We start from the raw sequence: 21,706 nt of genomic DNA on the forward strand, positions 1-21,706 counted from the left end.
GAGGGTCTGCTGAGGCCCTCCCGATGTCGGTGGTCGGCGGGTAGGGTTGCCCGCATGGATTCCTTGCTCGCTCTCGAGTTGTTCTTCGTCGGCCTCCTCGCCCTGGCGTCCCTCGGCATCGGGTTCGTGTCGGTCGTCGTGCTGGTCAAGCTCTTCAAGGGTCAGCGCTGACCTTGATCGACATCCCCACCGACCTGCCGTCGGAGCTCGTCCCCCTGTCGTGGTTGATCGGCGTATGGGAGGGCACCGGCGTCGTCGACTACAAGATCGGCGAAGGCGACCCCGACCTGCCCGCCGAGGGCTCCGAGCCCGCCGAGCGGCGCGTCCACGAGTTCGGTCAGCGCATCAGCTTCAGCCACGACGGCCTGCCGTTCCTCAACTACAGCTCGTTCACCTGGCTGCTCGACGACGAGCGCACGCCGTTGACGACCGAGACGGGCTACTGGCGGCTCGAGCGGCCGGCCGAGGTGGGCGACCGCGGTCCGGGCATGCTGCCCGGCGTCGGCGTCCAGCCGTACAACTCGGCGCGCGCCGTCGAGATCCTCCGCACCCCCGACGACGGCTTCGGTCTCGAGGTGCAGATCGTGCACCCCACCGGGGTCAACGAGCTCTACCTGGGTCGCGTCAAGGGTCCGCGCATCGATCTCGCGACCGACGCCGTGCTGCGCTCGAGCAACGCCAAAGAGCACTCGGCGTCGACCCGCATGTACGGGCTCGTCGAGAACGACCTCCTCTGGGCATGGGACATCGCGGCCCTCGGCCAGGAGCTGCGCACGCACGCGTCCGGCAGGTTGTCGCGCGTTGACTGACACCTCCGCGGGCGGCGCGACCGACGCGACCACCGCCTCCTCGACCGGCTCCGCGTACCGCTCGCCGTTCGCGGCGCGCGACGGCTTCGTCGACGACGGCACCGGGGTCGCCGCCCACTACGGCGAGCTGATCCGTGAGCAGCGCCTGCTCTCGCAGGGCACGGCGGTCGTCGACCTCTCGAACCGCGGCGTGCTCACGGTGAGCGGCCCCGACCGGCTCAGCTGGCTCAACTCGTTGACCAGTCAAAGTGTCGGGCGTCTGGCGCCCGGCGAATCGACCGAGACCCTGCTGCTCGACGCCAACGGGCGACTCGAGCACGCGGTGCGCCTCGTCGACGACGGCGAGACCGCGTGGCTGCTCGTCGACGGCGACGAGACCGAGCCGCTCCGGTCCTGGCTCGATCGGATGCGCTTCATGCTCCGCGTCGAGGTCGTCGACCGGACGTCCGACATGGCCACGGTGGGGTCGATGCACGACCTCTCCGCCGACGCCCGGGTGCCCGTGCTCACCTCGAACGACGTCGCCATCGCCTGGGTCGACCCCTGGCACGAGGTCGCCGTCGGCGGTCACAGCTACGCCGACTCCGAGAGCCACCCCGGCAGGCAGTGGTCGTACCGCGAGACGCTCGTGGCCCGAGACGACCTCGCCGCGCTGGCCGGGTCTCCCGCCGCCGACCTGCCCGCCGCCGGCACGCTCGCCCTCGAGGCGCTGCGGATCGAGGCCTGGCGTCCGCGTCTCACGACCGAGGTCGACGAGCGCAGCATCCCGCACGAGCTCGACTGGATGCGCAGCGCCGTCCACCTGGCGAAGGGCTGCTACCGCGGCCAGGAGACCGTCGCCAAGGTGCACAACATCGGGCACCCGCCGCGGCGCCTGGTCATGCTGCACCTCGACGGCAGCGACGGCGTGCTGCCCGAGCACGGCGCCGCCGTCGTGCTCGCATCGCCCCCGACCGGCGCGTTCGGTCAGACCGCCGCCGACGCCGACCCCGGTGCCGACCCCGACGCGCAGCCCCGCTCGCCCAGCGTCGTCGGTCACGTGACCAGCGTCGCGCTGCACCACGAGCTCGGCCCCGTCGCGCTGGCGCTCGTGAAGCGCACCACCCCCGAGACGGCGGCACTCGCCGTCGTCGCCGACGACATCGTGGTCGCCGCCTCGCAGGAGGTCATCGTGCCCTCGTCCGCCGGCGCCGCAGCGGGGGTACCCCGCCTGCCCCGTCTCGGCGCCGTCCGCCGCTGACCCGGCGGTGAGCGGGTCCGAGGGCGCGAGCGCCTCGTCGACGCGACGGGTGCGGTCGATGCTGACCCGCGCCTCCGGCGGGTTCGATCCGAGGGTCGCCACCGCGCGCACGATCGCGTCCGGCCCGGCGGTCGTGCAGATCGTCGTGGCGGTCTCGCTCTCGTACGCGATCACGCACTACCTGCTGGGGCACGCGATCCCGCTGCTGGCCGTGACGATCACCATCTCGTCGCTCGGCCTCGCCCGCGACGCCCGACCGCGACGGGTGCTCGAGAACGCCGTCGGGGTGCTGATCGGCATCGCCCTCAGCGAGGTGCTGCTGATGATCGTCGGCAAGGGGCTCTGGCAGATCGCCCTGGTGCTGTCCGTCGCCCTCCTGGTGGGGCGCTTCTTCTCGTCGAGCAGCGCGTTCGCGGCCGCCGCGGCGACCCAGTCGATGCTCGTGATGCTGCTGCCCGACCCCGACGGCGGGCCGTTCGTCCGCAGCATCGACGGCGCGATCGGCGGCATCGTGGCGCTGCTGATCACGGCGGTGATCCCGCGTGATCCGATCGGTCTGGCCCGTGCCGACGCCGAGCAGCTCTTCGCCGAGGTCGAGCAGGCGTTCGCCTCGCTGGTCGCGGCGGTGCGCACCGACGACGTCCGTCGGGCCGACGACGCCCTCCGCCGACTGCGCTCGACGCAGCCGCTGCTCGACGACTGGTCGTCGACCCTCGAGTCGGCGCAGTCGATCGCGCGGCTGTCGCCGTTCCTGCGCTCGCGACTGCCTCACCTCCGGCAGCAGGCCGTCGTGCGCCGCTGCGTCGACCTCGCCGTGCGCAACCTCCGGGTGATCGCTCGTCGGCTCGACACCTCCGTCGGCGACGGGGTCGATCGCCGTGCGGTAGGCGATCTGCTCGAGAGCACCGCGCGGGCCGTGGGTGTGCTCGGCGAGTCCCTCCGCGACGTCGAGAGGCGACCCGTCGCACGCGAGGCGCTGACCGCTGTGGCCCGCCGACTCGACCCGGCCGTGGTCGTGCCGGGTGCGCCCGTGACCGAGGCGATGATCGTGCTGATGATGCGCCCGCTGCTGGTCGACCTGCTCATGGCGACGGGGCTCGATCACGACGAGGCCCGCGCCCTGCTCGCCCGCGTCTGACCGCCCGCCCGGCCGGCATCGCGACTCAGGCCCGGGGTGCGACCGCCTGCCACGGCAGCGACAGCTCGCCGAGCCGCCAGCGCGAGCGACCGTGCCGCACCGGCCACCCGCCGTCGCGCAGCCCCTGCACCGTCGCCAGCCAGCGCTGCACCGGGCCGTACACCGACAGCGGCGCCGCGACGGCCCACTGGCGATCGAGGTCGACGAGCAGGTCGTGCACGCGCTCGCCCGCGACGTTGCGGTGGATGAGCGCCTTGGGCAGCCGCTCGGCCACGATCGAGGGCACGTCGAGCTCGGCCAGCCGCAGCGACACGGTGAACGCCTGCGGCCCCTCGGGCGTCACGTCCACCCAGCTCGCCACGCGTCCGATCTCGTTGCAGGTTCCCTCCACGAGCACGCCGCCGGGCTGCAGCCGCGCGGTCATCAGCGCCCAGGAGTCGGCCACCTGCGACTCGTCGTACTGCCGCAGCACGTTGAACGCCCTGATCACGGCGGGTCGGCGGTCACCGTCGAGCGGCACCTCGAAGCCGCCCCGGCGGAAGCTCACGCCCGGTCGCGCCGACAGGTTCGCGAGTCTGACCCGCTCGGGATCGATCTCGATGCCCACCACCTCGACGTCGGGGCGGACCCGCAGGAGGCGCTGGTGCAGTTCGAGAGGGGTCGTCGCGCTCGCCCCGTACCCCAGGTCGACCACCAGCGGGTCGTCGGCCCGGCGGAACGACGGGTGCGCGGCGATCCACCGGTCGACGCGGCGGAGCCGGTTGGTGCCGGTCGTGCCGCGGGTGATCGAACCGATGGGCATGCGCCGAGTCTGCCAGCATGTCGTCGCGATACGCTTGTCGCATGACTTCGACCCTCATCCTCCTGCGTCACGGCAACAGCGAATGGAACGCGAAGAACCTCTTCACGGGATGGGTCGACGTGCGACTCACCGAGCAGGGTCGCGCCGAGGCCAAGCGCGCCGGCGAGCTGCTGCGCGACAACGACCTGCTGCCCGACATCCTCTACACGTCGCGGTTGACCCGTGCCATCCAGACCGCCGACATCGCGCTCGAAGAGGCCGACCGGCTGTGGATCGACGTGAAGCGCTCCTGGCGGCTCAACGAGCGTCACTACGGCGCCCTGCAGGGCAAAGACAAGGCTCAGACGCTCGAGCAGTACGGCCCCGAGCAGTTCCAGACCTGGCGTCGCTCGTTCGACGTGCCGCCGCCCCCGCTCGACGACGACAGCGAGTTCTCGCAGGCCCACGACAAGCGCTACGCCGAGCTCGGCATCGACGCCCCGCGCACCGAGTCGCTGGCCCTCGTCATCGAGCGCATGCTGCCCTACTGGCACAGCGACATCACCGAGAGCCTCGCCGCCGGCGACGTCACGCTGGTGGTGGCCCACGGCAACTCGCTGCGCGCCCTGGTCAAGCACCTCGACGGCATCGGCGACGACGAGATCTCCGAGCTGAACATCCCCACCGGCATCCCGCTGGTGTACGAGCTCGACGACGACTTCGCGCCGACCGGCCCCGGCCGGTACCTCGACCCCGAGGCCGCCGCCGCGGGTGCCGCCGCGGTCGCGAACCAGGGCAAGAAGTAGCTCGAACCGCTCTGCTGCCGCGCTCAGACGGGTGTGGGGCGGGTTCGCGTCATCCGCGGCGGGTCAGCGCTGACCCGCCGCGGAGGACACCGACCCGCCGCACCCGAACCGGCCGCACCCGAACCGCCCGCACGCGAGCCCGCCGCACGCGAGCCCGCCGCACGCGAGCCCGCCGGCAGGCGAGCCCGCCGCACCGGGCGCCCGGCTAGACGAACTGCGCGCTGATCTCCAGCACCAGCGCGTCGATGTCGACCGGGGTGCTCGTGTCGACGCGGATCACCGGCCACGCCCCCAGGGGCTCGGCGGCGGCCGCCCACTCGCCCCACGCCGCGCGGGTCGACTCGACCGTCCCGTGGGCCGGGTGCCGCCCGCCCGCCGCGATCCGGTCGATGCTGCGCTGCAGCGCCACCTCGGGGTCGACGTCGCACCAGACCTCGACGGTGCGGGGCGATCCGGCGCGGGCGACGCCCGATCGTGCGCCCTCGAGCTCGGTCGGACGGTGCCAGAACGCGTCGACGACCACGCCCGCCTCGACCTCGGCCGCCATCGACCACACGGTCTCGTGGGCGATCCGGTCGATCGCCTCGGGGGCGACCATCGGCCCGGCCAGGTCGACCAGCGCCTCCTCGACGGGGTCGTGGGCGAGCAGCGGGCAGCCCAGCACGCCCGCGAGCGTGGCCGAGAGGGTGGTCTTGCCCGAGCCGGGCAGACCGTTGACGAGGATCGCGACTGAAGCCATCCCGCCATCCTCTCGCAGTTCTGCGGGGGCGGACGCGAAGGAGGCGCGGTGTCCGTCGGACGGACACCGCGCCTCCTCGGCGATGCGGGTTCTCAGACCTCGGATGCGACCCAGTCGCCGGTCGCCAGGTACTGGACCTTCTTGGCGATGGAGACCGCGTGGTCGGCGAAGCGCTCGTGGTAGCGCGAGGCGAGGGTGGAGTCGACCGTGTCGACGGCCGCGCCCTTCCAGGTCTCGCCGAGCACCTTGTCGAAGACGCTGAGGTGCAGCTCGTCGATGCGGTCGTCGTCGTTGCGGATCTCCTCGGCGAGGCGCACGTCCTCGGTCGTCAGCAGCTCGGTGAGCTTGTTCGCGATCGCGACGTCGAGCTCGCCGAGCTCTTTGAACGTCGGGCGCAGCGACTTCGGCACGACCTTCTCGGGGAACCGGTAGCGCGCCAGCTGGGCGATGTGCTCGGCCATGTCGCCCATGCGCTCGAGCGAGGCGCTGATGCGCAGCGCGCTCACGACGATGCGCAGGTCGCGGGCGACCGGGTTCTGGCGGGCCAGGATGTCGATGGCCAGCTCGTCGAGGGCGATGGCGCGCTCGTCGATGGCGTCGTCGTCGGCGATGACCTGTTCGGCCAGCGACACGTTCGATTCGTTGAAGGCCGTCGTGGCGTTCTTGATCGAGATGGCGACGAGGCCTGAGATCTCGACCAGGCGCTCCTGGACCTCTTGCAGCTCCTGCTGGAATACCTCGCGCATGTCGTAGTCGACCCTCTCGTAGCTCGCGGGGGCGTGGACGCCCGGCAGCGGGGGCGATGTCGCCCGCACAGTCCAGTCCAGCCTCATGGGTGAAGGTTAACGACCGGTGCCGGTGGCCTGAACACTCACCAAAGTACAGGCCGTCGCAGCCCCTCCCGTTCATCATGCCCCGCGCGGGTCACTATCGTGATGGCATGGACTCAGCCTGGTTGGTTCCGCTGTCGCTGGCCTTCGGGGCCGTGGCCGGTGCCTCGATCGTCATCGTGGTGGTGGCGGCGCACGCCAGGTCCGTCAAGGTGGCACGGCTCGTCGAGGTGTCGCTGCCCGACGGCATCGACGCCGTGCTCGACGCGCTCGAGTCGGCGGGCGTCGTCGTCGACCCGTCGGGCAACGTGCTCAAGGCGTCGCCACGGGCCCTGCAGCTCGGTCTGGTCTCGGCGCAGCAGCACCTCGTGCACGCCGAGATCGAAGACCTCGTGGCGCTCGCCCGGCGCGAAGGCGAACCGCAGGCCGACGAGCTCACCCTCGCGCGCCTCCCGGGCAGCGAGGCGACTTTCGTGCTGGGCGTGCGCGTGGCGCCGCTCGGCGGTCGGTACGTGCTCGTGCTCGCCGAAGACCGCAGCGAGGGGCGTCGTCTCGACGACATGCGGCGCGACTTCGTCGCCAACATCAGTCACGAGCTGAAGACCCCGATCGGCGCGGTCGGGCTGCTGGCCGAGGCTCTCGAGTCGGCGTCGTCCGACCCCGAGCAGGTGCGGCACTTCGCGAAGAGCCTGACCCGCGAGGCCGGTCGCCTGGGGCGCCTCACACAGGACATCATCGAGCTCTCGAGGCTGCAGGCGACCGACGCCCTCGAATCGAGCGAGCCGATCGACGTGCGCGTCGTCGTCGACACCGCGGTCGACCGCAACCGCGTCGTCGCCGACGCCCGCGGCATCTCGCTGGTCGTGCGCGGCGGCCGGCATGCGACGGTGCTCGGCGACGAGCAGATGCTCGTGACGGCCGTCGACAACCTGATCGCCAACGCCATCAACTACTCGCCCGACGGCTCGCGGGTCGGCATCGGCGCCACCGTCGACGACTCGGGCACCGTCGAGGTCGCCGTGACCGACCAGGGCTACGGGATCCCCGACGACGAGCTCGACCGCGTCTTCGAGCGCTTCTACCGCGTCGACCCGGCGCGGTCGCGGCGGACGGGCGGCACCGGGCTCGGGCTCGCCATCGTGAAGCACGTGATCCAGAATCACGGGGGCGACGTGCGCGTCTGGTCGCAGGTCGGCAAGGGCAGCACCTTCACCCTCCGTCTGCCCGAGGCGCGCACGCAGCCGGAGACCCGATCGACCCCCCTGCCGGTCACCACCCGACAAGACCGCACCGCCCGACACGACGGCGCCCGAACAGACGGCGCCCGCCGTGAGGGCACCACCCGACAAGACATCGAGGCACGATGACGACCCACATCCTGATCGTCGAAGACGAGGAGTCGCTCAGCGAACCGCTGGCGTTCATCCTCGAGCGCGAGGGCTACCGCACGACGGTCGCCGAAGACGGCCCCGCGGCGATCGCCGCGTTCGAGAAGGGCGGCGCCGATCTGGTGCTGCTCGACCTCATGCTCCCCGGCATCCCCGGCACCGAGGTCTGCCGGGTCATCCGCACCAGGTCGCAGGTGCCGATCGTCATGCTGACCGCGAAAGACAGCGAGGTCGACATCGTCGTCGGGCTCGAGCTCGGCGCCGACGACTACGTCACGAAGCCGTACTCGACGCGCGAGCTGCTGGCACGCATCCGGGCTGTGCTGCGCCGCCGCGTCGACACCGACGACCTCTCCGACTCGATGCTCGAGGCCGGCGACATCCGGATGGACGTCGAGCGCCACGTCGTCACCGTGCGCGGCACCGACATCGCCATGCCCCTCAAAGAGTTCGAGCTGCTCGAGCTGCTGATGCGCAACGCCGGCCGGGTGCTCACCCGCGGTCAGCTGATCGACCGCGTCTGGGGCGCCGACTACTTCGGCGACACCAAGACGCTCGACGTGCACATCAAGCGCATCCGCTCGAAGATCGAGGCCGTGCCGTCCGAGCCGAAGGCCCTGGTGACCGTGCGCGGACTCGGGTACCGCATCGAGGCCTGACCCGCGCCTCCCGCCCGGGGCCCTCGCCCTCTCGTTCCCCGACCGGAGCCGAGGAGGCGCGGGTCGGGGCGGACGAGATCCCGACCGGAGCCGAGGAGGCGCGGGTCGGGGCGGACGACGAGAGGCCCGGCCCCGCAGACAGCGGGCCGGGCCTCTCGTGGTGCGTGCGGTGCCTACGGAGCGGTGGTGGCGCTCGGCGTGGCGCCCTCTTGGGTCGTGCCCTCGTTCGTCTGGCGGTCGTTGCCCTCGGGGTTGGCGCTGGACTCGGGGAGCGGCGTCGAGTCGGTGCCCGGTTCGGCGCTCGTGGCGGGGGAGGGGAGCAGCGTCGCGTACTCGGGCAGGTCGCCGTTGAGCACGGGCACCTGGAGGGTCTTGCCGGTCTCGGTGCCGTACTGGATGTAGACGGGGAGCAGCGAGCCGACCGTGAGGTCGAGGTCGGACATGAGCAGCTGCTCGTCGCCCTCGGTCGTGCCGCGGCTGACCTGCGAGTCGCCCTCGACCGTGACGGTCTCGGTCTGGCGACCGGCCTCGGTCTCGTACTGGAACGAGACGTCGACGCTGTCGTCGCCCGTGTTGAGCACGACCATGCTGAGGCTGGCCTCGGTGCCGTCTTCGGTCAGCGCGATCGCGTTGCGCACGGCGACGTCGCCGATGTTCAGGCTCGTGCCGTCGCTGGCGTCGTACTGCTTGAGGGTCGCCTGGGGGCTGATGAAGTTGCACCCGGCGGCGACGAGCACGACGCCGACCCCGACGGCGGTGGCCGCCACGGTGCGACGGGCGAGCGCCGATCGAAGTTCCAGCACAGATCCGTCTCGCACGGGTGTCCTCCAGGATCCAGTCAAAGCAAAAGGTCTCTACAGCCTAGCCACCGCGGGGCAGGCCGGAGGGTAAGGGAGCCCTTACCGGTAGGCCCCCATGTTAGCCTGTGAGCCGCAGGATGGAGCCAGATTGATGCAGTTCGAGCCCGGCGTGACCGAGGTCGACGATCTGCTCGTCGACGTCGCCCGCGCAGTCGTCGTCGTCGCCGCCGGCAGCGGCACCCGTCTCGCCCAGGGGGCGCCCAAGGCCTTCGTCGCGGTCGCCGGCCGCAGCATCCTCGAGCGGTCGCTCGAGTCGATCTTCGCGTCGGCCGACCCCGTGCAGGTGGTCGTCGTGGTGCCGGCTGCGCTCGTCGACGAGTCGCGCGCCCTGGTCGACTCCGTCGCCGGGCCGGCGTCGGGCTACGCGTCGGTCGTCTCCGGCGGTGCGAGCCGTCAGGCCTCGGTCGCGGCCGGCCTCGCCCGCGTCGCCCCCTCGGTCGCAACCGTGCTCGTGCACGACTGCGCCCGACCCTTCACCCCGACGGCGCAGTTCGACCTCGTCGCCTCGACGGTCGAGCGGACCGGTCACGGGGTCGTGCCGGGGCTGCCCGTCAGCGACACCATCAAGCGCGTCGGGTCCGCCGGCGAGGTCGTCGAGACCGTCGACCGCTCCGAGCTGGTCGCCATGCAGACGCCGCAGGGGTTCCCCCGGGCCGAGCTCGACGCGGCCTACGCCACGGCGGGCGCCGAGCACACCGACGACGCAGCGCTCTTCGCCGCGCACGGGCACCGGGTCGTCGTCGTCGAGGGCGACCCCGTCGCCTTCAAGATCACCACCCCGTGGGATCTCCGCCGGGCCGAGACGATCGCCCGCGAGCGCGCCGCAGCCGCGCCCGCCCCCGCCCCCGCCGCCGCCTCTGCCGCCGCCGCCGCCGCCGAACGTGGCTCGCGTCCCGACGACGACGCGCACCGGCTGCGCACGGGTCTGGGCGTCGACGTCCACGCCTTCGACGACCGCCAGCCGCTGCACCTCGGTCTGCTGCACTTCGAGGGCGAGGCGGGTCTCGCCGGGCACAGCGACGGCGACGCCGTCGCGCACGCCCTGGTCGACGCCCTGCTGTCGGCGGCGGGCCTCGGCGACATCGGCTCGATGTTCGGCACCGACGACCCGCGCTTCGCCGGCGCGAGCGGCGAGGTCTTCGTCACCGCGACGCTCGAGCGCCTGACCGCGGCCGGGTTCGACGTCGTCTCGGCGGCGGTGCAGGTCATCGGCAACCGCCCGCGGCTCGCCCGCCGTCGCCTCGAGATGGAGGCGCGGCTCATCGAGGTCGTCGGCGCACCGGTCAGCGTCTCGGCGACCACCACCGACGGGCTCGGCTTCACCGGGCGGGGCGAGGGCGTCACGGCGATCGCGACCGCGCTGGTCGCCGTGGTCGACGGCACCTCAATAGGCTGATCGCGTGACAATCCGCCTCTACGACTCCCGCGCCCAGGCGCTCGTCGACTTCGAACCGCTCGTCCCCGGTCAGGTGGGCCTCTACGTCTGCGGGCCGACCGTCCAGTCGTCGCCCCACATCGGGCACCTGCGCTCCGCTCTCGTGTACGACCTGTGGCGCCGCTGGTTCACCTACCGCGGTCTCGACGTCACGCTGGTGCGCAACGTCACCGACATCGACGACAAGATCCTCGCCCTGGCCGCCGGCACCGACGAGCAGTGGTGGGCACGCGCCTACCGCTACGAGCTCGAGTTCACCGCCGGCTACCAGGCCCTCGGCATCCTCGCGCCGACCTACGAGCCCCGCGCGACGGCGAGCATCAGCGAGATGCAGCAGATCGTCGAGCGGCTGATCGAGCGCGGGCACGCCTACGCGGCGGACGACGCCTCGGGCGACGTCTACTTCGACACGGCGAGCTGGCCCGCCTACGGCGCGCTCACCCGGCAGGACGTCGCCGACATGGCGTCGGCCGCCGACGCCGACCCGCGGGGCAAGCGCGACCCCCGCGACTTCGCGCTGTGGAAGGGCGCGAAGGCCGACGAGCCCGCATCGGCCGCCTGGTCGTCGCCCTGGGGCGAGGGCCGACCCGGCTGGCACATCGAGTGCTCGGCCATGTCGCGTCGCTACCTCGGCCCGGCCTTCGACATCCACGGCGGCGGTCTCGACCTGAGGTTCCCGCACCACGAGAACGAGCTGGCCCAGTCGACGGCGGCCGGCGACGGGTTCGCGCGGCACTGGCTGCACAACGGTCTGGTCAACGTCGACGGTCAGAAGATGTCGAAGTCGCTCGGCAACTCGATCTTCGCCGCCGAGTTCCTCGAGAAGGCCCGACCCGTCGTGGTGCGGTACTTCCTCAGCGCCGCGCACTACCGGTCGACGATCGATTACCACGACGGTGCGCTGGTCGAGGCCGATGCGGCCCTCGACCGGGTCGAGACCTTCCTGTCCCGCGCCGAGCGCCGTCTCGCCGGCACGCGCTTCGCCTCGGTCGGCGCGCGGGTCGTCCCCGACGACTTCGCCGCCGCGATGGACGACGATCTCAACGTGCCTCAGGCGATCGCGGTGCTGCACGACGCGGTGCGCGCCGGCAACTCGGCCCTCGACGACGGCGACCTCGACACGGCCGCCCGCGAATGGCAGCACGTGGCCGCCATGGTCGCCGTGCTCGGCATCGATCCGCTCGCCCCCGAGTGGCGCGACGACGACGAGGGCGCGGCGCACCGCGCGCTCGGTGCCGTGATCGACGTACTCTTGGCGGAACGCCAGCATGCCCGGGCCGATCGCGACTTCGCACGGGCCGACCAGATCCGCAGCACCCTCTCGGGTGCCGGGATCCTCATCGAAGACACCCCCAGCGGGTCGCATTGGAGCTTGGAACAGTGAAGAACACCAGCGGAGCACGTAAGGGCCGTCCCGGCAACAGTGCCGTGCGGCAGGGCAGCAAGGGCAAGCAGGTCGGCAGCGGCGGGCAGGGTCGTCAGGCCCTCGAGGGCAAGAAGCCCACTCCCGCGGCCGAAGACCGCCCGTACCACCCCGCCGGCAAGGCGAAGATCGCCCGCGAGCGACTCGAGAGCGCCCGCGGTCGCAGCAGCAACGGCCCGCGCGCCGGTTCGCCGATCGCCGGTCGCGGCGGGGCGAGCGACGCCCAGCGTCGTCGCCCGAAGTCGGCCGACGACCACGAGATGGTGACCGGTCGCAACTCGGTGCTCGAAGCGCTGCGTACGCGCATCCCCGCGTCGACGCTGTACATCGCGGCCCGCATCGAGATGGACGACCGCACGAAGGAGATCCTGCAGCTCGCCACGCGACGCGGTCTGCCGGTGCTCGAGGTCATGCGCCCCGAACTCGACCGTCTGACCGGCGCCGACTCGGTGCACCAGGGCGTCGCCCTCAAGGTGCCGCCGTACGAGTACGCGCACCCGATGGACATGCTCGAGACGTCGATCAAGCGTCAGCAGAAGCCGCTCTTCGTCGCCCTCGACGGCATCACCGACCCGCGCAACCTCGGGGCGATCATCCGCTCGGTGGCCGCGTTCGGCGGTCAGGGCGTCATCGTCCCGCAGCGTCGCTCGGTCGGTCTCACGGCCTCCGCCTGGAAGACCTCGGCCGGCGCCGCGGCGCGCATCCCCGTCGCGATGGCCTCGAACCTCACGCAGACGCTCAAGTCGTTCAAAGAGCAGGGCGTCTTCGTGGTCGGCCTCGACGGCGGCGGCGACGTGATGCTGCCCGGTCTCGAGCTGGCCGACCGCCCGATCGTGGTCGTCGTCGGCAGCGAGGGCAAGGGCCTCTCGCGCATCGTCGCCGAGACCTGCGACGCGATCGTGTCGGTGCCGATCACCGGCGCCGTCGAGTCGCTCAACGCCGGCATCGCCGCGTCCGTCACGCTCTACGAGATCTCGAAGCTGCGGGCCGAACGCAAGAAGTGAGCCCCTGAAGGAGGCGCGGATCGGGGTCGTCCCGGCCCGCGCCTCCTGCGTTCTCCGGCCGGGTCAGACCTTGCTGCGCCAGTCGTCGTCGTCGTCGAGCGACTCGGCCTCGGGCAGCGCGATCGACTCCGTCGGCGGCTCGATCACCATCTGCTCGTCGCGACGGTGCCGCAGCACGTCGTTGATGTACGAGGTGAGCGCCTCGGCGATCGGCACGTCGCGGTTCTCCTGCTGCGAGCGGTACCAGCGGTGCTCGAGCAGCTGGTGGAACACCTCGGCCGGCTCGAGACGCCCCCGCAGCTCACGGGGGATCGACCGGACGACGGGCTCGAAGACGCGGGCCGCCCACTCGTGCGCGATCATCTCCTCGTCGTTGTCGTTGTTGCCCGTGCGGAGCCGGTAGGCGTCGAGGTCGTTCAGCAGGCGTCGGGCCTGGTTCTCTTCGACGTCGAGACCGGTGAGACGCAGCAGGCGCCGCGAGTGGTGACCCGCGTCGACGACCTTCGGCTGGATCTTCACCTGGGTGCCGCCCTCGGCCGTCTTGATCGCGAGCTCCTCGATGTCGAAGCCGAGGTCGTTCAACCGCTCGACGCGGTCGTTGATGCGCCAGCGCTCGGAGCTCGAGAAGGTCTCGCTGCCGGTGAGCTCCGTCCAGAGGCTGCGGTACTTGGCGACGATGCCGTTGCTGACGTCGACGGCGTCGAGGTTGTCGTCGAGTCGCCCGCCCGCCTCGAGGTCGAGCAGCTCGCCGGCGATGTTGACGCGGGCCACCTCGAGGTCGTTCTCGCGCTGACCGTTCGACAGACCGCCGGGGTAGAGCTTGCCCGTCTCGGCGTCGACCAGATACGCCGCGAAGGCGCCTGCGTCGCGACGGAACAGGGTGTTCGAGAGCGACACGTCGCCCCAGTAGAAGCCGATGATGTGGAGGCGCACCAGCAGCAGGGCGAGCGCGTCGACCAGTCGCTTGGCCGTGTCGGGTCGGAGGGTCTGCGAGTAGAGCGCCCGGTAGGGCAGCGAGAACTTCAGGTGCCGCGTCACGAGCACCGGGTCGAGCGGCGAGCCGTCCTCGTCGTGCCGGTTCGTGATGACGGCGAGCGGGTCGACGCAGGGGATGTCCATGCGCTGCAGGGTCCGCAGCATCTCGTACTCGCCCCGGGCCATCTCGCCCGAGGTCTCCTTGATGGCGATGACGTAGCCGCTGAGGTGGGCGAAGCGCACCAGGTGCCGCGAGATGCCCTTCGGCAGCGTCGCGATGGCGTCGTCGGGCCAGGCCCCGAGGGGGAGATCCCAGGGGAGGTCGAGCAGGGCCGGGTCGACCGTGGCGGAGGTGATGTTGAGGGAGTCGGGCATCGTCTCGTGGTCTCTGTGTCTCTCGGGTGCGTCTCGGGGGTGTCTGACAGGAGGTACGGGATCGGCCCGACGAGTCACCGGGCTGGCGCCCAGGTGACCCGTCGGGCCGATGAGGTGTGCTGCTACGCGCTGATGACGGCCTTGTCGCCGAGGCGCTCGCCGCTCTCGGTGTCGAAGACGTGCACGTGGTGCGCCTGCGGCGTGATGTGGATCGTCTCGCCCAGCTTGGGGTGGTTGCGACCGTCGACGCGCACGACGATGTCGACGCGCTGACCGCCGACCTCGGTGTGACCGTAGAGGTAGCCGTCGGCGCCGAGCTCTTCGACGACGTCGACCGTGACCGCGAGGCCCTCGCCGGTGGTGTTGACGACGACGTCTTCGGGGCGGACGCCGACGGTGACGCTCTTGCCGTTGGCCTGGCCGACGGTGTCGCGGTCGACCGCGGTGACGGCGGTGCCGAACTGGATGCCGCCGTCGACGACGTCGGCGGGCAGCAGGTTCATGGCCGGCGAGCCGATGAAGCCGGCGACGAACACGTTCTGCGGCTTCTCGTAGAGGTCCCGGGGGCTGCCGACCTGCTGCAGGACGCCGTCCTTCAGGACCGCGATGCGGTCGCCCATGGTGAGCGCCTCGGTCTGGTCGTGCGTGACGTAGACGGTGGTGACGCCGAGTCGACGCTGCAGCGAGGCGATCTGGGTGCGGGTCTGCACGCGCAGCTTGGCGTCGAGGTTCGAGAGCGGCTCGTCCATCAGGAACACCTGGGGCTGACGCACGATGGCGCGGCCCATGGCGACGCGCTGACGCTGACCACCCGAGAGGGCCTTGGGCTTGCGGGCCAGGTAGGGCTCGAGGTCGAGCAGCTTGGCGGCCTCGAGGACGCGGGTCGCGCGCTCCTCTTTGCCGACGCCGGCGATCTTGAGCGCGAAGCCCATGTTCTCGGCGACCGTCATGTGCGGGTACAGCGCGTAGTTCTGGAAGACCATGGCGATGTCGCGGTCTTTCGGCGGCACGTCGGTGACGTTGCGGTCGCCGATGAAGATGTCGCCGCTGTTGACCTCTTCGAGACCGGCGAGCATGCGGAGGGTGGTCGACTTGCCGCAGCCGGAGGGCCCGACCAGGACGAGGAACTCGCCGTCGGCGACCTCGAGGTCGATGCTGTCGACCGCGGGGCGGGTCGAACCGGGGTACAGACGGGTTGCCTTGCTGAACGTGACTGACGCCATGATGTTTCTCCTTCACCGGCAGGTACGTGCCGGACGATCCGTTGTGAATGGATGGTGATCAGACCAAGAGGTCCGCGATGACCACCACCCGACAGTATGGCACCGAACCGAGACGGTCTCATGCGGTGTCCGGGGCGGGGACGGTATCGTTTTCGACACGGTCGTCCGGACAGTCGTCCGGTGCGGCCGGCACCCCCGACAGGGCGCTGCACTCGCAGACCCTCCCCACGCCCCCTACGACGCGACGGCGACACCCCGTGGCGCATCGGAGAGACCCGTTCCATGACTGACAACACCCCGGACGACAAGATCCTCACCAAGAACCAGCGTCGCGCCGCCGCGCGGCAGAAGGCTCAGCTCGCCCGCAAGAAGCAGAAGCGTCGTCAGAAGACCGGTCGACTGCTGCTGCAGGGCGGCATCGCGCTCGCGCTCGTGGCCGTCGTCGTGATCGTCGTCGTCGTCATCACGAACAGCATCAAGCCCGCCGGCCCCGGCCCCGCCAACATGGCCAGCGACGGCATCCGCATCGGCCAGGACTTCGTCGCCGAGACCACCCCGGCGCTCGCCGCCGACGACGACCCGGTGCCCTCCGAGACGACGGCCGCGAGCGACACGGTCGACATCGTCGTCTACCTCGACTACCTCTGCCCGATCTGCGGTCAGTTCGAGGAGGCCAACAACGACTACATCGCCGGCCTCGTCGACTCGGGCGCGGCCACCGTCGAGTACCACCCGGTGGCGATCCTGACGAACTCGTCGGTGGGCACCCGGTACTCGAACCGCGCGGCCAACGCGGCCGCCTGCGTGGCGAACTACTCGCCGAACTCGTTCTTCGACTTCAACACCGCCCTGTTCGACCAGCAGCCGGAGGAGGGCACCCGCGGTCTCGACGACGCGACGCTGTCGGACATCGCGACGGGCATCGAGGGCGTCGTCGACCCGGCGCGCATCACGACCTGCATCGACGACGAGGAGTTCGCGTCGTGGGTCACCAACGCGACCGAGCGCGCCGTCGACGGCCCGATCCCGAACAGCACCGTCGACGCCCTGCCCGGCACCCCGCTGGTGCTGGTCAACGGTCAGCAGTACGAGGCGAGCACGCCGTTCACCAACGAGGAGTTCCGCAACTTCGTCGTGACGGCCGCCGGCAACAGCTACGCCGACAGCAGCACCGCCACCCCGACGCCGACGCCGACCGAGTCGGGCGCGCCCGCCGAGCCGGCCGAGAGCGAGGCGCCCGCAGCGACGCCCGCGGCGACCCCCGCAGGCTGATCGCGGCCGATGCCGCGGCTCAGGTCGTCCTGCGCGGGTGGGGGAGCACCCCGGGCCGCTTGACCGGCAGCTCGTGCAGGACGACGTCGCGCACCGCGCCGGCGTCGAGGGTGAGCGTCAGGTAGGTGGCGTGCGGCTGGCGGCGCCGATCCGTGGGCGACCCCGGGTTCAGCAGGCGGAGGCCCGCCGGAGTCGTCGTGTCCCACGGGATGTGGCTGTGGCCGAAGAGCAGGAGGTCGGTCTCGGGGAAGAGGCGGTCCATCCGGCTCTCGCGCGCCTCCTTGGCTCCGGTCTCGTGGACGACCGCGAGGCGGATGCCGTCGACGGTGGTCCGCACCACCTCGGGAAGCCTGTCGTCGAACTCGGGGCCGTCGTTGTTGCCGCGGACCCCGATCAGGAGGCGCGCGCGGGTCTCGAACTCGTCGAGCAGCGGCAGGCCGGTCCAGTCTCCGGCGTGCACCACGACGTCGGCGCGATCGACGGCGGCCCAGACGGCGGACGGCATGGCCCTGGCCTTCTGCGGCACATGGGTGTCGGACACGACGAGCACGGAGGTCGGCATCCCCCCACGCTAGGGGCGCGCGGGGCGATGCGGCCCGTTATCGTCGTTTCAGGGTTGGCTTGCTCTGTCGGCTCGTCAGCCTGACCGCAGCGCACCACCAGAAACGAGGACGACATCGTGGGACTCTTCCGCAGCCAAGCCACCGAGTTGGCCCGGCAGGACGCCGCCGTGCGTCACTCGCTCTGGGCGGACGCCTTCGGCGCGCTCGCGACGCGCGCCGTGCAGATCATCGCCGTGGTCATCGTGGCCGCCGCCCTCATCTACGTGTTCCTCAGCCTCAGCCTGGTGACCCTGCCGGTGCTGCTCGCGCTCATCTTCGCCTCGGCGATGCTGCCGGTGGTGTCGTTCCTCCGGAAGCACCGAGTGCCCTCGGTGCTGGCGACCCTCATCTGCCTCTTCGCCGTCGTCATCATCCTCGGCCTCATCGCCTGGCTGATCGTCTGGGCCGTCGAGAATCAGGCCGCCTCGCTCGTCGAGTCGGCGACGCAGGGCATAGAGCAGCTTCAGAACTGGATCACGACCCTGCCCTTCTCGATCACGGACGACCAGATCCAGGGCGGCATCGACGCGGTCACCGACTTCGTCACCAGCGCGCAGTTCGGCTCGGGCGCCCTCGCCGGCGCATCGGCCGTCGGCAGCTTCCTGACCGGTCTCGTGCTGATGATCGTCGTGCTGTTCTTCTTCCTCAAAGACGGCCCGGCCATCTGGGAGTTCATGCTCCGCCCGTTCCGCGGCGAGCAGTACGCCCGTGCGCGTCGCATCGGCGACAAGACGGTGTCGACCCTCGGCGGCTACGTGCGGGGCACGGCGACCGTCGCGGCCGTCGACGCGATCGGCATCGGCGTCGGCCTCTGGATCATCGGCGTGCCCCTGGCGCTGCCCCTGGCGGTCGTCGTCTTCCTCACAGCGTTCATCCCGCTCGTCGGGGCCACGGCGGCCGGCATCCTCGCCGCGCTCGTGGCCCTCGTCGCCAACGGCGTTCCGGCCGCGATCTGGGTCGTGGTCGTCGTGGTCGTCGTCAACCAGCTCGAGGGCAACTTCCTCCAGCCGGTGCTGATGGGTCGCACGCTGCAGCTGCACGGTCTCGTCATCCTGGTCGCCCTGACCGCCGGCACCATCCTCGGCGGCGTCGTCGGCGCGGTCATCGCCGTGCCGCTGATGGCCGTCGCCTGGGGCATCACCCAGGTCTGGAACGGCGAGCACGAACCCGCCGAGATGTTCCGCCAGAAGAGACGCGAAGAGGTCCGCTAGCGCTCTGGCGACCTTTCCCATCCGAGGAGGCGCGGTGCGAGTTCGACTCGCACCGCGCCTCCTTCGTCTGCTCCCGTGTGCGCGCCGAAAAAAAGTGCAGATTCTGCAGATAGATGGTTGCAAATCGTCAACCACCGAGTATGGTTGACATTCTGCAACCAACGGACCAGCCATCGGCGTCGGGTCCCCACCATCTCGAATCACCGGAGCGCACCTTGTCGCAGACCACGACCGCCGCGGGCACGAAGCCCGCGGCACCGCACGAACCGGGCGAAGCGCCCGGCATGAGCCACCGCGAAGTCCTCACGGCCCTGTCGGGTCTGCTGATGGGCATGCTCGTCGCGATCCTGTCGTCGACCGTCGTGTCGACCTCGCTGCCGCGCATCGTCAGCGACCTGAACGGCAGCCAGACCTCGTACACCTGGGTCATCACCGCGACCCTGCTGGCGACCACCGTGAGCACCCCGCTCTGGGGCAAGTTCTCGGACCTCACGAACCGCAAGGTGCTGCTGCAGGTCGCCCTGGTGCTGTTCGTGCTCGCCTCGGTCGCGGCCGGCTTCTCGCAGAACACCGCGACGCTGATCACGTTCCGTGTGTTCCAGGGTCTCGGCGCCGGTGGCCTCACCGCCCTGGTGCAGGTCGTCATGAGCGACATCATCAGCCCGCGTGAGCGCGGCCGCTACATGGGCTACCTCGGCGCCGTCATGAGCGTCGGCACCATCGGCGGCCCGCTGCTCGGCGGCGTGCTGACCGACAGCATCGGCTGGCGCTGGAACTTCTTCGTCGGCGTGCCCGTCGGCATCGCGGCCCTGATCGTCATCCAGAAGACGCTGCACCTGCCCGCCAAGCCGAAGAAGGCCGTCGTCGTCGACTACTGGGGCGCCGGGCTGATCGCCGGCGGCGTCTCGCTGCTGCTCGTCTGGGTGTCGCTCGGCGGCAAGCAGTTCGAGTGGAACTCGACCGCCAGCTGGCTGATGGGCGTCGGCGCCGCCGTGCTGCTCGTGCTCGCCGTGATCGTCGAGTTCCGCACCAAGGAGCCGATCATCCCGCTCACGCTCTTCAAGAACCGCACCTTCACGTTCGCGGTCATCGCCTCGCTCAGCGTCGGCGTCGCGATGTTCGGCACCAGCGTGTTCCTCGGTCAGTACATGCAGCTGGCGCGCGGTCAGTCGCCGACCATGGCGGGCATCCTGACTCTGCCGATGGTGCTCGGCCTGCTCATCTCGTCGATGGTCGCCGGTGCGCTCATCTCGAAGTACGGCAAGTGGAAGCCCTACATGATCGTGGGGTCGGTGCTGCTGGCCGCCGGTCTGTTCCTCATGTCGACCATCGAGTACGACACGAACTTCTTCGTCGTCTCGGTCTTCATGGCGATGATGGGTCTCGGCATCGGCATGGTGATGCAGAACCTCGTGCTCGTCGTGCAGAACTCGGTCGACGTGAGCGTCGTCGGGGCGGCCTCGTCGAGCGTCGCGTTCTTCCGCAGCCTCGGCGGCACGATCGGCGTCTCGGTCATGGGCGCCGTGCTCGGCACCAAGGTCTCGGGCTACATCACCGACGACCTGACCAGCGCCGGCGTCGACCCCAGCGCCCTCGGCGGCGGCTCGGTCTCGAGCATCCCCGACCTGAGCACGCTGCCCGGCCCGATCCGCACGATCGTCGAGTCCGCCTACGGGCAGGGCGTCGCCGACGTGTTCCTGATCGCCGCACCGCTCGCGATCATCACGATCGTGTTCGTCTGCCTGCTGCCGAACGTCGAGCTCGGCACGAAGAGCGGCATCCAGCGCGCCGCAGCGGCCTCGTCCGACGACGAAGGAGGCGCGGCTCCGGTCGACGGGAACGACGCGTCGCCTGCGGTCAAGGGTGCGGCGGCCACGGCCGGTCTGGCGCCTGCGGTGTCGAGCGGCCCGGCGACCGCCGGTGCTCCGACCTCCCCGGTCGACGCCGGAGTCATGACCGGGACCGGCGCCACGACCGATGCCGGGGCTGGGAACAGGGCCGGGTCCGACGCCGTGGCAGGGGCCGAGGCCGAGGCCGCGGGGCGTCACCACGCCCACACGACGACGCGCACCGGGACGATCGATACGATCATCGCGACGGGTGCCGCCGAGGTGGCGGGTCACCCGGTGTCCGACGACGAGCTGGCCGAGAGCCCGGTGTTCTCGTCCCTGGTCGAGGAGAAGGATGTCGCAGCGGACCGATGACGCGACGCGGGCGGGCGCGGTGCCGAGCGCACCGCGCCTCCCGAGCCCGGACGACGAGGGTCGCGAGGGGCTGATGGCGGGTGTGGTCGACGAGATCGGCTCGATGATGGTCGAGGCCAAGCGCACCATCGCCGCCGCGGCCTCGCGGTTCGACCCCGACGTGCCGCCGACGGCGTTCTACGTGCTGCGGTACGTCATGAAGCACCAGCCGTGCACCGCGGGCGACATCGTCAAGGCGATGGCGATGGACAAGAGCGCCGTCAGCCGCCAGGTCGCGCTGCTGCGCGACGCCGGGTTCGTCGACGTCGTGGCGGACGCGAGCGACGGCCGCGTGTCGATGCTCCGCAGCACCGAGCGGGCCGACGCCCGCATGCTCGAGGTGCGGCACGAGAACCGCGCCGTGTTCCGCAGCCACGTCGAGGGCTGGACGGACGACGAGCTCGGCGAGTTCGCCGGCTGGCTCCGCCGCTTCAACACGCCGCCCGCCGAGCCCCGGTAGCTCAGGCGCCGGTGCCGGTGCTGGCGCCTGCTCCGGGGCGGGCGAGTTCGGCGTGGGCGGGCGGCGGCGGAGGACCGGTTGCGCCGGACTGGACCGTGTTCGGGCGCGCGTCGTGGTCGCGGTGCGGCACGGACGCCCGCTTCCGCCGGACTCGCCCGGGGTCGCGCGACCCGACCCGCGCCTCCTCGGCCCTCGCCGGAGGCCGCCGACCACGAAGGCCCCCTCTGCAGCAC

20 protein-coding genes are annotated in these 21,706 nt (G+C 71.2%); 13 read left to right on the forward strand and 7 right to left on the reverse strand.

What is annotated here, in order from left to right:
- Window positions 1-173: 173 nt before the first annotated feature.
- From SOM11_RS06180 to SOM11_RS06190, 3 genes are read left to right on the forward strand one after another with little or no spacing between them, the layout of a single operon-like run.
- Window positions 174-809, forward strand: a complete 636-nt coding sequence (locus SOM11_RS06180; protein ID WP_192061326.1) for an FABP family protein — start codon at window positions 174-176, stop codon at window positions 807-809.
- Window positions 802-2,049, forward strand: a complete 1,248-nt coding sequence (locus tag SOM11_RS06185; protein ID WP_320477512.1) for a folate-binding protein — start codon at window positions 802-804, stop codon at window positions 2,047-2,049. The genes SOM11_RS06180 and SOM11_RS06185 overlap by 8 nt, the downstream gene beginning before the upstream one ends.
- A 7-nt stretch (window positions 2,050-2,056) precedes the next feature.
- Window positions 2,057-3,187: an FUSC family protein gene (locus SOM11_RS06190; RefSeq protein ID WP_192061328.1), complete on the forward strand. Its 1,131-nt coding sequence runs from the start codon at window positions 2,057-2,059 to the stop codon at window positions 3,185-3,187.
- A 25-nt stretch (window positions 3,188-3,212) separates the two neighbouring features.
- On the opposite strand, the gene SOM11_RS06195 is transcribed toward SOM11_RS06190, so the two are convergent.
- Window positions 3,213-3,989 (reverse strand): class I SAM-dependent methyltransferase, encoded by a 777-nt coding sequence (locus SOM11_RS06195; protein WP_192061329.1) that lies wholly within the window; start codon window positions 3,987-3,989, stop codon window positions 3,213-3,215.
- Between the two features lie 41 nt (window positions 3,990-4,030).
- Here SOM11_RS06195 and SOM11_RS06200 point away from each other — a divergent pair, with 41 nt between their 5' ends.
- The gene (locus SOM11_RS06200) at window positions 4,031-4,774 is read left to right on the forward strand and encodes a phosphoglyceromutase (protein ID WP_192061330.1); all 744 of its coding nucleotides are present in this window, start codon (window positions 4,031-4,033) and stop codon (window positions 4,772-4,774) included.
- A 205-nt stretch (window positions 4,775-4,979) separates the two neighbouring features.
- Here SOM11_RS06200 and SOM11_RS06205 read toward each other — a convergent pair whose 3' ends face one another.
- On the reverse strand, window positions 4,980-5,513 hold the full coding sequence (locus SOM11_RS06205; protein ID WP_320477513.1) for an AAA family ATPase: 534 nt from the start codon (window positions 5,511-5,513) through the stop codon (window positions 4,980-4,982).
- Between the two features lie 92 nt (window positions 5,514-5,605).
- Window positions 5,606-6,259: a phosphate signaling complex protein PhoU gene (phoU, locus tag SOM11_RS06210; protein ID WP_192061429.1), complete on the reverse strand. Its 654-nt coding sequence runs from the start codon at window positions 6,257-6,259 to the stop codon at window positions 5,606-5,608.
- A 194-nt stretch (window positions 6,260-6,453) separates the two neighbouring features.
- Between phoU and SOM11_RS06215 the strand changes: the two genes are divergently transcribed.
- Both SOM11_RS06215 and SOM11_RS06220 read left to right on the forward strand, forming a co-directional pair.
- Window positions 6,454-7,710: a sensor histidine kinase gene (locus SOM11_RS06215; RefSeq protein ID WP_320477514.1), complete on the forward strand. Its 1,257-nt coding sequence runs from the start codon at window positions 6,454-6,456 to the stop codon at window positions 7,708-7,710.
- Complete coding sequence (locus tag SOM11_RS06220) at window positions 7,707-8,390, forward strand: response regulator transcription factor (RefSeq protein WP_192061333.1); 684 nt, start codon at window positions 7,707-7,709, stop codon at window positions 8,388-8,390. The genes SOM11_RS06215 and SOM11_RS06220 overlap by 4 nt, the downstream gene beginning before the upstream one ends.
- Before the next feature lie 173 nt (window positions 8,391-8,563).
- On the opposite strand, the gene SOM11_RS06225 is transcribed toward SOM11_RS06220, so the two are convergent.
- Entirely contained in the window at window positions 8,564-9,208 is a 645-nt protein-coding gene (locus SOM11_RS06225; RefSeq protein WP_192061334.1) for a hypothetical protein, read from the reverse strand.
- 133 nt (window positions 9,209-9,341) lie between these two features.
- Between SOM11_RS06225 and ispD the strand changes: the two genes are divergently transcribed.
- The 3 genes from ispD to rlmB are packed head-to-tail and all read left to right on the forward strand — an operon-like array spanning window position 9,342 to window position 13,112.
- Entirely contained in the window at window positions 9,342-10,646 is a 1,305-nt protein-coding gene (ispD, locus tag SOM11_RS06230) for a 2-C-methyl-D-erythritol 4-phosphate cytidylyltransferase (RefSeq protein ID WP_320477515.1), read from the forward strand.
- 4 nt (window positions 10,647-10,650) lie between these two features.
- A complete protein-coding gene (cysS, locus tag SOM11_RS06235; RefSeq protein ID WP_192061336.1) occupies window positions 10,651-12,069 on the forward strand; it encodes a cysteine--tRNA ligase in 1,419 nt (472 codons plus the stop codon).
- Window positions 12,066-13,112, forward strand: a complete 1,047-nt coding sequence (rlmB, locus tag SOM11_RS06240) for a 23S rRNA (guanosine(2251)-2'-O)-methyltransferase RlmB (RefSeq protein WP_192061337.1) — start codon at window positions 12,066-12,068, stop codon at window positions 13,110-13,112. The genes cysS and rlmB overlap by 4 nt, the downstream gene beginning before the upstream one ends.
- A 63-nt stretch (window positions 13,113-13,175) precedes the next feature.
- Here the strand turns inward: rlmB and SOM11_RS06245 are convergent, their stop codons facing one another.
- Together SOM11_RS06245 and SOM11_RS06250 are read right to left on the reverse strand one after the other, a co-directional pair.
- Window positions 13,176-14,462: a DUF4032 domain-containing protein gene (locus tag SOM11_RS06245; protein WP_243215793.1), complete on the reverse strand. Its 1,287-nt coding sequence runs from the start codon at window positions 14,460-14,462 to the stop codon at window positions 13,176-13,178.
- A gap of 122 nt (window positions 14,463-14,584) precedes the next feature.
- Window positions 14,585-15,685 (reverse strand): ABC transporter ATP-binding protein, encoded by a 1,101-nt coding sequence (locus SOM11_RS06250; RefSeq protein WP_192061339.1) that lies wholly within the window; start codon window positions 15,683-15,685, stop codon window positions 14,585-14,587.
- 282 nt (window positions 15,686-15,967) lie between these two features.
- Here SOM11_RS06250 and SOM11_RS06255 point away from each other — a divergent pair, with 282 nt between their 5' ends.
- Window positions 15,968-16,957: a DsbA family protein gene (locus SOM11_RS06255; RefSeq protein ID WP_192061340.1), complete on the forward strand. Its 990-nt coding sequence runs from the start codon at window positions 15,968-15,970 to the stop codon at window positions 16,955-16,957.
- A gap of 19 nt (window positions 16,958-16,976) precedes the next feature.
- Here the strand turns inward: SOM11_RS06255 and SOM11_RS06260 are convergent, their stop codons facing one another.
- A complete protein-coding gene (locus tag SOM11_RS06260) occupies window positions 16,977-17,519 on the reverse strand; it encodes a metallophosphoesterase (protein WP_320477516.1) in 543 nt (180 codons plus the stop codon).
- Between the two features lie 117 nt (window positions 17,520-17,636).
- Between SOM11_RS06260 and SOM11_RS06265 the strand changes: the two genes are divergently transcribed.
- The 3 genes from SOM11_RS06265 to SOM11_RS06275 all read left to right on the forward strand — a co-directional run bounded on the left by SOM11_RS06265 (window position 17,637) and on the right by SOM11_RS06275 (window position 21,473).
- On the forward strand, window positions 17,637-18,770 hold the full coding sequence (locus SOM11_RS06265) for an AI-2E family transporter (protein WP_320477517.1): 1,134 nt from the start codon (window positions 17,637-17,639) through the stop codon (window positions 18,768-18,770).
- 284 nt (window positions 18,771-19,054) lie between these two features.
- Window positions 19,055-20,974 carry an MDR family MFS transporter gene (locus SOM11_RS06270; protein WP_320477518.1) on the forward strand — a complete coding sequence of 640 codons (1,920 nt, stop codon included), beginning with the start codon at window positions 19,055-19,057 and terminating at the stop codon, window positions 20,972-20,974.
- A complete protein-coding gene (locus SOM11_RS06275; protein ID WP_320477519.1) occupies window positions 20,955-21,473 on the forward strand; it encodes a helix-turn-helix domain-containing protein in 519 nt (172 codons plus the stop codon). The genes SOM11_RS06270 and SOM11_RS06275 overlap by 20 nt, the downstream gene beginning before the upstream one ends.
- The last annotated feature ends 233 nt before the right edge of the window (window positions 21,474-21,706 follow it).

This window comes from Frigoribacterium sp. CFBP9029, from assembly GCF_034045305.1.
Classification (GTDB): Bacteria; Actinomycetota; Actinomycetes; order Actinomycetales; family Microbacteriaceae; genus Frigoribacterium.

Coding starts and splice junctions, on each gene's coding strand:
- SOM11_RS06195 (WP_192061329.1), bottom strand. CDS start 3,989: ATGCCCATCGGTTCGATCACCCGCGGCACGACCGGCACCAACCGGCTC.
- SOM11_RS06260 (WP_320477516.1), bottom strand. CDS start 17,519: ATGCCGACCTCCGTGCTCGTCGTGTCCGACACCCATGTGCCGCAGAAG.
- SOM11_RS06255 (WP_192061340.1), top strand. CDS start 15,968: ATGACTGACAACACCCCGGACGACAAGATCCTCACCAAGAACCAGCGT.
- SOM11_RS06200 (WP_192061330.1), top strand. CDS start 4,031: ATGACTTCGACCCTCATCCTCCTGCGTCACGGCAACAGCGAATGGAAC.
- SOM11_RS06215 (WP_320477514.1), top strand. CDS start 6,454: ATGGACTCAGCCTGGTTGGTTCCGCTGTCGCTGGCCTTCGGGGCCGTG.
- SOM11_RS06275 (WP_320477519.1), top strand. CDS start 20,955: ATGTCGCAGCGGACCGATGACGCGACGCGGGCGGGCGCGGTGCCGAGC.
- SOM11_RS06220 (WP_192061333.1), top strand. CDS start 7,707: ATGACGACCCACATCCTGATCGTCGAAGACGAGGAGTCGCTCAGCGAA.
- SOM11_RS06245 (WP_243215793.1), bottom strand. CDS start 14,462: ATGCCCGACTCCCTCAACATCACCTCCGCCACGGTCGACCCGGCCCTG.
- SOM11_RS06270 (WP_320477518.1), top strand. CDS start 19,055: ATGAGCCACCGCGAAGTCCTCACGGCCCTGTCGGGTCTGCTGATGGGC.
- phoU (WP_192061429.1), bottom strand. CDS start 6,259: ATGCGCGAGGTATTCCAGCAGGAGCTGCAAGAGGTCCAGGAGCGCCTG.
- SOM11_RS06250 (WP_192061339.1), bottom strand. CDS start 15,685: ATGGCGTCAGTCACGTTCAGCAAGGCAACCCGTCTGTACCCCGGTTCG.
- ispD (WP_320477515.1), top strand. CDS start 9,342: ATGCAGTTCGAGCCCGGCGTGACCGAGGTCGACGATCTGCTCGTCGAC.
- SOM11_RS06205 (WP_320477513.1), bottom strand. CDS start 5,513: ATGGCTTCAGTCGCGATCCTCGTCAACGGTCTGCCCGGCTCGGGCAAG.